General features: G+C 64.4%; 8 protein-coding genes. 3 read left to right on the top strand and 5 right to left on the bottom strand.

The window, feature by feature from the left end; all coding sequences use genetic code 11:
- Nucleotides 1–226 (bottom strand): IS110 family transposase (locus tag IVA96_RS20620; RefSeq protein ID WP_247416820.1); only part of this gene is annotated, 226 nt, incomplete at its 3' end.
- A gap of 531 nt (nucleotides 227–757) precedes the next feature.
- Here IVA96_RS20620 and ppc point away from each other — a divergent pair.
- Nucleotides 758–3,556 (top strand): phosphoenolpyruvate carboxylase, encoded by a 2,799-nt coding sequence (gene ppc, locus IVA96_RS20615; RefSeq protein ID WP_247276053.1) that lies wholly within the window; start codon nucleotides 758–760, stop codon nucleotides 3,554–3,556.
- 93 nt (nucleotides 3,557–3,649) lie between these two features.
- Here the strand turns inward: ppc and IVA96_RS20610 are convergent, their stop codons facing one another.
- The 4 genes from IVA96_RS20610 to IVA96_RS20595 all read right to left on the bottom strand — a co-directional run bounded on the left by IVA96_RS20610 (nucleotide 3,650) and on the right by IVA96_RS20595 (nucleotide 7,510).
- Nucleotides 3,650–4,816, bottom strand: coding sequence for an SMP-30/gluconolactonase/LRE family protein (locus IVA96_RS20610; RefSeq protein WP_247418931.1), 1,167 nt, complete (start codon nucleotides 4,814–4,816; stop codon nucleotides 3,650–3,652).
- A 115-nt stretch (nucleotides 4,817–4,931) separates the two neighbouring features.
- A complete protein-coding gene (locus IVA96_RS20605) occupies nucleotides 4,932–5,846 on the bottom strand; it encodes an SDR family oxidoreductase (RefSeq protein ID WP_247276051.1) in 915 nt (304 codons plus the stop codon).
- Nucleotides 5,847–5,953: 107 nt separating this feature from the next.
- Nucleotides 5,954–7,093: a thiolase gene (locus IVA96_RS20600; RefSeq protein WP_247276050.1), complete on the bottom strand. Its 1,140-nt coding sequence runs from the start codon at nucleotides 7,091–7,093 to the stop codon at nucleotides 5,954–5,956.
- Nucleotides 7,094–7,096: 3 nt separating this feature from the next.
- Nucleotides 7,097–7,510: a Zn-ribbon domain-containing OB-fold protein gene (locus tag IVA96_RS20595; protein WP_247276049.1), complete on the bottom strand. Its 414-nt coding sequence runs from the start codon at nucleotides 7,508–7,510 to the stop codon at nucleotides 7,097–7,099.
- Between the two features lie 178 nt (nucleotides 7,511–7,688).
- Between IVA96_RS20595 and IVA96_RS20590 the strand changes: the two genes are divergently transcribed.
- The gene (locus tag IVA96_RS20590) at nucleotides 7,689–9,038 is read left to right on the top strand and encodes an amidase (RefSeq protein WP_247276048.1); all 1,350 of its coding nucleotides are present in this window, start codon (nucleotides 7,689–7,691) and stop codon (nucleotides 9,036–9,038) included.
- Nucleotides 9,031–9,717 carry a DUF2848 domain-containing protein gene (locus tag IVA96_RS20585; RefSeq protein WP_247276047.1) on the top strand — a complete coding sequence of 229 codons (687 nt, stop codon included), beginning with the start codon at nucleotides 9,031–9,033 and terminating at the stop codon, nucleotides 9,715–9,717. The genes IVA96_RS20590 and IVA96_RS20585 overlap by 8 nt, the downstream gene beginning before the upstream one ends.
- Nucleotides 9,718–9,905 lie beyond the last annotated feature (188 nt).

The following is a 9,905-nucleotide window of genomic DNA, read 5'->3' as shown; positions in this document are numbered from 1 at the left end:
CGATATCGGCCTCGCGCAGCGCCTTGACCCACTCTCGCTCATAGCCGCCGGACGCTTCCATCGCTGCTTTAGTGACCTTGTACTTGCGAAGCCAACGGATCAGCATTCGCCGTCCCTCTGCCGTGCTCGCGAACGTCCGCCGTTGCGACAATGATCGAATACACACATCCACCTTGTCCTTGGCCACGTCGATACCGGCGACAACAAGATCGTTTTGTGCCATCATCCAATCCCTTCCTTGCTCGGTCCGGGCTCGAAGCCCATGCAACTGTTCGGGTTGAGGAAGACCACCGGATCTGTCCCTCGCTCCCCGACAGGCTCACGGCCTTTGAGCGCGACCGGGCTCAGATCCAGCAACGGGCGGTTTTGCGAGAACCGCCCGTTTGCACATTCTGGCAGATTTCCCAGACACAAGAGCGCGCCATAAGCCGTAAAACCATTGCGCAGGGAAGGCCGGGATGTCCCGGCGTCACCTGTGGTCACCCCGCGTGCGTTTCTCGCGTGCGGACCCTGGGTGCCAGCCGGCGCCCGGCCTTCCCTGCGCCCTCTCTTCTCGATGAGGGTGAAGACGGATAGCAAACCTCGGGCGCCTGCGCCGCGAGACCGAGAACGTGTGCGCGCCGCTCTGCAAGACCCATCCTGCCACGGTCAGCCATGTTGCCGCGCCGCCACCAAGTTCATCTTGCACTGCGGCAGAAAAATATCGCACACTCGCTCGTGCCGGGCATCCAAGCGAGCTCGAACCGAGGAGCGAGCCATGTCCCTCCAGACCATACCATCCGACGCCACCGAGCATCGCCCCAACCGTCCCGAGGATGTCCAGGCGATGGAAGCGGAGGCGCGCCTGCGGGACGACATCCGCCTGCTCGGGCGCATCCTGGGCGATACCGTGCGCGACCAGGAGGGCGCCGAATTGTTCGAACTGGTCGAGCGCATCCGCCAGACCTCGATCCGATTCCACCGCGACGAGGACCGGCTCGCCCGCCGCGAGCTCGAGCAGATCCTCGATGGCATGTCGATCTCCGAGACCGTGCGGATCGTCCGCGCTTTCAGCTATTTCTCCCATCTCGCCAACATCGCCGAGGACCAGAACAACATCCGGCAGATGCGCGCCCGCACCGCGGGCAAGAACGGCGGCTCCGGCGTGCTGGCGGAAACGCTCGTCCATGCCAAGGCGGCGGGCATCGGCCCCGACGCGCTGCGCAATTTCTTCAAGACCGCACTGGTCAGTCCGGTGCTGACCGCGCACCCGACCGAGGTCCGCCGCAAGAGCACCATGGACCGCGAGATGGAGATCGCAGCCCTGCTCGATCGCCGCGAGCGCGTCGCCCTGACCGCCGAGGAGGCCGCCGCCAGCGACGAGCAGCTCCGCCGCGAGGTGCTGACGCTGTGGCAGACCAACCTTTTGCGGCGGACCAAGCTCACGGTGCTCGACGAGGTCGCCAACGGCCTGGCGTTCTACGACTACACCTTCCTGCGCGAGGTGCCGCGCCTGATCAACGCGCTCGAAGATCGGCTGGAGGAGGGCGGCGAGCAGGCGGCGGGCGAGCTCGCCTCGTTTCTGCGCATGGGCAGCTGGATCGGCGGCGACCGCGACGGCAATCCCTTCGTCACCGCCGACGTCATGCGCGGCACGCTGCGGCTGCAGTCCAGCCGGGTGTTGCAGTTCTATCTCAACGAGCTGCACGTGCTCGGCTCCGAGCTGTCGATCGCCGCGCATCTCGCCGATGTCTCCGAGGAATTGCGCACGCTGGCGGAACGCTCGCCGGATACTTCGCCACACCGAAGCGGCGAGCCTTATCGCCTCGCGGTGTCCGGCATCTATGCGCGCCTTACCGCGACCGCCGAAAAGCTGGAAGTCGAGATCACGCGGCGGCCGGTCGGCAAGGGCAAGCCTTACGAGAGCGTCAGGGAGCTGCAAGCCGATCTCGACGTGCTGCACCGCTCGCTGATCTCGAACAATGCCCGCGTCATCGCCCGCGGCCGGCTGCGGCTGCTCCGGCGCGCGGTGGATTGCTTCGGTTTCCATCTGGCGCGGCTCGACATCCGCCAGAACTCTGCCGTGCATGAGCGCACCATTGCCGAGCTGATGGATGCTGCCAACCCCGGCATGTCCTATCTCGCGCTCGGCGAGGACGCCCGCATTTCGCTGCTCACCAACGAGTTACGCTCGACGCGCGCGCTGGTCTCGCCATTCGTCAAGTACAGCGACGAGACCATGGGCGAGCTCAACGTGTTCCATGCTGCCGCGGAAGCGCATGCGAAGTTCGGTTCGGACGCGATTCCCCAATGCATCATCTCGATGTGCAAGGGCATGTCGGACATGCTCGAGGTCGCGGTGCTGCTCAAGGAGGTCGGCCTCGTCCATCCCTCCGGCCGCAGCGCCATCAATATCGTCCCCCTGTTCGAGACCATCGAGGATTTGCAGGCCTCCTCCGGAATCATGGACCGCATGCTGTCGTTGCACGATTACCGCCGCCTCGTCGACAGCCGCGGCTGCGTGCAGGAGGTCATGCTCGGCTATTCCGACAGCAACAAGGATGGCGGCTTCGTCACCTCGGGCTGGGAGCTCTACAAGGCTGAGATCGGCCTCGTCGACGTGTTCGAGCGCCACGGCGTGCGCCTTCGCCTGTTCCACGGCCGCGGCGGCTCGGTCGGTCGCGGTGGCGGTCCGAGCTATGATGCCATCATCGCGCAGCCCGGCGGTGCCGTGAACGGCCAGATCCGCATCACCGAGCAGGGCGAGATCATCTCGTCGAAATATTCCAACGCCGAGGTCGGCCGCTACAATCTGGAGATCCTCGCCGCAGCGACGCTGGAGGCGAGTCTGCTGAATCCGCGCCAGAGCGCGCCGCGCCGCGAATATCTGACCGCGATGGACGAATTGTCGAACCTTGCCTTCAGGGCTTATCGCGGCCTCGTCTACGAGACCGATGGATTCGTCGACTACTTCTGGTCATCGACCGTGATCAACGAGATCGCGACGCTCAATATCGGCAGCCGCCCGGCCTCGCGCAAGAAGACGCGCGCGATTGAGGACCTTCGTGCCATTCCCTGGGTGTTCTCCTGGGCGCAATGCCGTCTGATGCTGCCGGGCTGGTACGGTTTTGGCAGCGCGGTCGAGCAGTGGATCGCCGAGCATCCCGACAAGGGCATGCCGTTCCTGAAGGAGCTCTACCAGGAATGGCCGTTCTTCCGCATGCTGCTCTCGAACATGGACATGGTGCTGGCGAAAAGCTCGATCGCCATCGCCTCGCGCTATGCCGAGCTCGTGCCGGACGAAGCCCTGCGGGAAAAAATCTTCGGCCGCATCCGCCGCGAATGGCATTCCTGCATCGAAACGCTGCTCGACATCATGGGCCAGGACCGGTTGCTTCAAAGCAATCCGCTGCTGGAGCGCTCGGTGCGCCACCGCTTCCCCTATCTCGATCCGCTCAACCACGTCCAGGTCGAGCTCTTGAAGGAGCATCGCGCGCAGAACCCGGACGAGCAGGTGCTGCGCGGGATCCAGCTCACCATCAACGGCATCTCGGCTGGCTTGAGGAATACGGGTTGACGTCGTCGTTCCGGGGCGATGCGAAGCATCGAACCCGGAACCTCGAGATTCCGGGTTCGGCTCTTCGAGCCGCCCCGGAATGACGGCACTATCTCACGGCTTCATGGCGCCCTGCACGCTGGTGTAGACGGCATAGAGCGATGTCGAGCCGCAAATATACAGCCTGTTTCGCTGCTGGCCGCCGAAGCACAGATTGGCGACTGTTTCCGGAATATGGATCTTGCCGAGCAATTCGCCCGATGGGGTATAGCAGCGCACGCCGTCTTCGTTCGGGTCGCCCCAGCCCACCGAACACCAGACCCGTCCTTCGGTGTCGCAGCGGACGCCGTCGGTGATGCTCGGTTTTGGCATTTCAGCGAAGACCTTGCTGTTCGACACCTTCCCCCCGGTCACGTCGAGATCGAACACGCGGATATGGGACGGGTTGTCCGGCCCATCGGTGAACCCGGTGTCGCAGATATAGAGCTTCTTCTCATCCGGCGAGATAGCGAGCCCGTTGGGCTCCACAAAATCGTCGACGACGACTTTGACCTCTCCGGACTTCGGATCGACCCGGTAGACGTTCTTCTTGTCCTGCTCGGGCTCGGCCTTGATCCCCTCATAGAAGCCGCCGATCCCGTAGGCAGGATCGGTGAACCAGATCGCGCCATCGGCCGTCACCACCGCATCGTTGGGCGAGTTCAACCGCTTGCCGTTGAACTTGTCGGCGATGATGGTGATCGAGCCGTCGAGTTCGGTCCGCGTCACGCGCCGACCGCTATGCTCGCATGTGATCAGGCGTCCCTCGCGATCGATGGTGTTGCCGTTCGAGTTCATGGAGGGCTGACGGTAGACGCTGAGGTGACCGTCATCCTCGGAGAAGCGCATGATGCGGTTGTTCGGAATGTCGCTGAACAACAGGTAGCGCCCCGCGGCGAAATACACCGGACCTTCGGCCCAGCGGAAGCCGGTGGCGACCCGCTCGACGGCCATGGTGCCGGCGAAGGCGGGAAAGCCGGAGGGCCCGAAGGATGGCGGCCCCTTCTTGGCGGATTCCAAGTGGGAGTCCGGATAGCGGCTGCCCGGCAGTGGTCCCAAGGGCAACGGCGCCGTCGATCTCGTCGGCGCGCCTGTCTGGCCCAAGGGCGCGACGGAGGCTGCCAAGGCCGCGTTCATGGTAACGCCCGTCGCCGCGACTGCGCCCGCCGCGCCCTTCAACAGGGTGCGGCGCGCGAGAGAGGGTTCGCTGGATTCGGCAGAAATGGTCAGTGGTTTCGTCATAGTCGCCTCCCATTTTTTTGTTGGGAGGAAAACCATCCGCCTGCAATCGGGCGTAAAGCGGGCGATCCCGGCCGAACAACCGGAGACCGCGATGCAGCAATAGCTTGGAATCCAGCTAGACGGGATCCCAGGTGAAGATGTCGGCCGAGCGGTCCAGCTTGTAGAACGACCCCTTCAGTGCCGGCATGCCGTGTTCCGCGATCGACTGCGGCGTCCAGCCCTCGCTTCGCTGCACCGAGCGGATCGGACGGTTCTGGCTGAACAGGAAGATCTCGTTCATGCGCACGCCAAAGATCTGCCCGGTGACGTCCCTGGCGGAATCGCCCAGCAGATAGCCGCAGAGCGGGGCGATCTTCTCCGGTCCCATCTGCTTGATCTTCTCGACCCGCGCTTTCTCGGCTTCGGTCTCGGTCGGGATGGTGCCGATCATGCGGGTCCAGGCGAACGGCGAGACGCAGTTGGAGCGGACGTTGAAACGGCCCATGTCGAGCGCGATCGACTTGGACAAGCCAACGATGCCGAGCTTGGCGGCGGCATAGTTGGCTTGGCCGAAATTGCCGATCAGGCCGGAGGTCGAGGTGAAATGGACGAAGGAGCCCGACTCCTGCTCGCGGAAGATCCGCGCCGCGGCGTGGGAGACATAGAACGAGCCCATCAAATGCACCTTGATGACCGCTTCGAAGGCCTCCACGCTCATCTTGTGGAAGATCATGTCGCGCAGGATGCCGGCATTGTTGACGACGCCGTCGAGCCGGCCGAAATGATCGGTCGCGGTCTTCACGATCTTGCTCGCGGGAATGGCTTCGGCCACCGACTCGAAATTGGCAACGGCAGTGCCGCCGCGCTTCTTGATTTCCTCGACCACTTCTTCGGCGGGCGCCGTGTTCGAGCCGGCGCCGTCGGCGGCGGCGCCGGGATCGTTGACGACGACCTTAGCGCCTTCCGCGGCGCAAAGCAGCGCGATCTCCCGCCCGATGCCGCGGCCTGCGCCGGTGACGATGATGACCTTGTCTTGCAGTGATTTGCTCATGCGTGTGTTCTCCTGTTGTCTGCGTCATTCCGGGGCGTGCGAAGCACGAACCCGGAATCTCGAGGTTCCGGGTCTGGTCCTTCGGACCATCCCGGAACGACGAGGGCTTACCTCTCGTTCGTAAACACGATCGTGCCACTCGCCGCGAACATGCCGCCGACGCCGTGGCACACCGAGACCTTCGCGTTCGGCACCTGTGCCGGCGCGGTGCCACGCATCTGCCGCACGCTCTCCTGGAGCGCGTACATGCCGTACATGCCCGAATGCATATAGCTCAAACCACCGCCATTGGTGTTGAGCGGCAGCTTAGCCCCAGGCCGCGTGTTGCCGTCCGCAATGAACTTGCCCGTTTCCTCATAGGGCATGAAGCCGAGGTCGCCGAGCCCGAACAGCGGCAGATGTGCAAACGCGTCGTAGATCATGAGATGGTCGACGTCCTTGTGCGCGATGCCGGCCTCCTTGAAGGCGAGGGGCCCTGCGGTCTTGAACGCGCGCGAGGAATTGAACGTCTCCATCTGGCTGACCATCGGTGTTTCCACGCTCTCGCCAGTGCCCATGATGTAGACCGGCTTCCTCGGAAAATCCTTGGCTCGGTCGGCCGAGGTCAGGATCAGCGCGCCGCCGCCGTCGGTGACAAGGCAGCACTGGAGCAGGCGGAACGGATAGGCGATCATGCGCGAGTTGAGCACGTCCGCGACCGTGATCGGCTCCTTCATCATCGCGCGCGGATTTTTGGCCGCCCATTCCCGCTGCACCACCGCGACCGAAGCGAGCTGCTCGTGCGTGATGCCGTAGGTCTTCATGAAGCGCAGCACGGGGATCGGGAACATGCTGGGCGGGCCGTAGACCCCATAGGGCGCCTCGAACTGGCCGTTGAGGCTGTCCGGTGGCGTCGAGCGCGGCAATTTGCCGATCATCGACTTGCCGCTCTCGGCATGGGTGATCAGCACGGTCTTGCACAGACCGGCCTCGATCGCCGCGGCCGCGTGGCGCACGTGCAGCATGAAGGAGCAGCCGCCGACGGAGGTGCCGTCCACCCAGGTCGGCTTGATGCCTAGATAATGGCAGACCTGCTGTGGCGTTTCGACCGCAGTCGCAAAGCCGTCGATGTCGGAGAGCTTCAGCCCGGCATCGGCGATAGCATTGAGCGCCGCGTCGGCGTGGAGCTGGAGCTGCGAGGCGTTGGGGATGACACCGAGCTCGGTGGTCTCGGCCGCGCCCACAACGGCAACCTGGTTCTTGCGCATGGCCTAGCCCTTCGCCGGACGGAAGACGGGAAGGGTGATGTTGTCGTCGAGCTTCTCAAAGGCGACCTCGAGCTTCATGTCGAGCTCGAGCGCTTCGGGCGTCTGCGGACAGTCGATGATGTTGCTCATCATTCGCGGCCCCTCATCGAGCTCGACCACGGCGATGGCGTAAGGCGGCGTGAAGCCGGGCGCAGCGGGACGGTGGTTGATCACGTAGCTGTAGAGAAAACCATTGCCGCTCGCCTTGAACACCGAGACCTTGCGCGAGGCGCAGGACGGACAGAACGGGCGCGGCGGGAAGTAGATATGCGCGCAAGCGTCGCAGCGCTGGAGGCGCAATTCGCCCGCCTTCGTGCCGTCCCAGAAATGCTGGGTCTCTGGCGTCGGTTTCGGTCGCGCGCGCTGCGGTTCGGCCATATCGGCAGCTCCTCCCAAGAGACAGGCTTCGCGCCCGCCTGTTTCGATCTTGATGCGACAATCGACTATAGTGCGTCAACGGTCCAGCAATGCGCATGCATGCCATCATGCGCACAATGCTTGTGTCGACCTCGGCCGGCGCTATAGATTGCGCGCGCCAATATTCCGTGAGACAGACATGCCCGATTTTCCGACACTGGCGAAGCTCGCCGGAGACCTCGAAGGCGGCCGCACGACCTCCCGCAAGCTGGTCGAGGCGTGCATCGCCAGGATCGCCGATCCGGCCGGCGAAGGCCAGCGCGCCTTCATCCATGTTGACAAGGATGCTGCGCTCGCGGCCGCTGACGCGATGGACGGCTTGCGCAAGGCCAAGGCCGCGCCGTCGCGCTATGCCGGCATCCCGATCTCGATCAAGGATCTCTTCGACATCAGGGGCCAGGTGACGCGCGCCGGCTCCCGCGCGCTCGACGATTCCTCACCGGCCGAGCAGGATGCGGTCGCAGTGGCCCGGCTGCGCAAAGCCGGTTTCGTCGTGATCGGGCGCACCAACATGACCGAGTTCGCCTATTCCGGCATCGGCATCAATCCGCACTATGGGACGCCGAAGGGCGCATGGAACCGGGCGGAGGGCCATGTGCCCGGCGGCTCGTCCTCGGGCGCGGCAGTGTCCGTGCTCGATGGCATGGCGCATGGCGCCCTCGGCACCGACACCGGCGGCTCCTGCCGGATTCCGGCCGCCTTCAACGGCATCGTCGGCTACAAGCCGACGCAGCGCCGTGTGCCGCTCGACGGCGCGGTGCCGCTGTCGTTCTCGCTCGATAGCATCGGGCCGCTGGCGCGATCGGTCAGTTGCTGTGCCATACTCGACGCGGTGCTGGCCAACGAGCCGATCGTTCCGCTCAAGCCGCGGCCGATCCAGGGCTTGCGGCTGGCGGTGCCGACCACGATCGCGCTCGACGACCTCGATGCACAGGTCTCCGAGACCTTCGAGCGCGCGCTGAAGGCGCTCGCCGATCACGGCGCCATGGTCGAGCGCATCGAAATGGCTGAATTCCACGACATCGGCCCGATGAACGCCAAAGGCGGCTTTGCAGCTTCCGAAAGCTATGCCTGGCATCGCTATCTCATCACCGCGAAGGGCGACGTCTATGATCCCAGGGTCGCCGTGCGCATCATGCGCGGCGAGGTGCAGAGCGCGGCCGATTACATCGATCTGCTCAACGAGCGGCGCTCGCTGATCGCCCGCGTCAATGCACGGATTGCGCCTTATGACGCCCTGGTGCTGCCGACGACGCCCAACACACCGCCGAAAATCGCCGATCTCGCCGACGACCAGGCATTCGCCCGCGAAAATATCCGCGCCTTGCGTAATTGCAGCCTGATCAACCTGATCGACGGCTGCGCCATCTCGCTGCCTGCGCATCGCGAGGGCCACGTTCCTGTCGGCTTGATGCTGGCGGGGGCGGGCGGGACCGACCGCCGCATCTTCGAACTTGCTGCCGGCATGGAGGCCGTAATCCGTGTTTGACCTGACCTTCACCGTCGACGCCCAGGACACCACAACGCCGCTGACGCTGGCGATCGACCAGGCCTTCATCGCCGGCTGGACCGGCCGCGATCCGGTCGCGCGCGACAAGCACATCGCCGAGCTCGAGGCCGTCGGCATCGCCCGGCCGGCCTCAACGCCGATCTACTATCGCGTCTCGGCGCGGCGGCTGACGATGGAAGACCGCATCGAATGCACCGGCGGCGACTCGTCCGGCGAGGTCGAGTTCGTGCTGCTCGGGTGGCAGGGCCGCATCTTCGTCGGCTGCGGCTCCGATCACACCGACCGCAAGGTCGAGGCCTATAACGTCACAGTGTCCAAGCAGATGTGCGACAAGCCGATCGCGTCGACGCTGTGGGAGCTCGAGGACGTCGTCGGCCATTGGGACAAGATGATCCTGCGCTCCTACGCCACGATCGACGGCGAGCGCATGCTCTATCAGGAGGGCACCCTCGATGCCATGCTCCCGGTCACTGAGCTCATCGCACGCGGCTTTCCGGGCGGGAAGCTGCCCGACGGCTGCGCAATGTTCGGCGGCACCTTCGCCGCTAAGGGCGGCATCCGCCCTGCCGACCGGTTCGAATTCGAGCTGGAAGATCCCGTGCTGAAGCGAACGATCAGGCATGGGTATGACGTGGTGACGCTGCCGGTGAGGGGCTAACTCTCTCCTCACCGTCAGCAAAGCGAAGCAATCCAGAATTGTTCTGCGGTGGCAGTCTGGATTGCTTCGTCGCAAGGGCTCCTCGCAATTGTGCATGTTCACTAATTCGCTGATTGGATCGCTCCAGCGGAGGACGATCCGATGCGCGACAACAGCTATGACCGGACGATTGAGCGCAACTATCTGCA

Source organism: Bradyrhizobium sp. 159 (genome assembly GCF_023073795.1).
Classification (GTDB): domain Bacteria; phylum Pseudomonadota; class Alphaproteobacteria; order Rhizobiales; family Xanthobacteraceae; genus Bradyrhizobium.
Note: the sequence above shows the minus strand (reverse complement) of the source record. Positions and strands in the feature narration are given on the sequence as shown.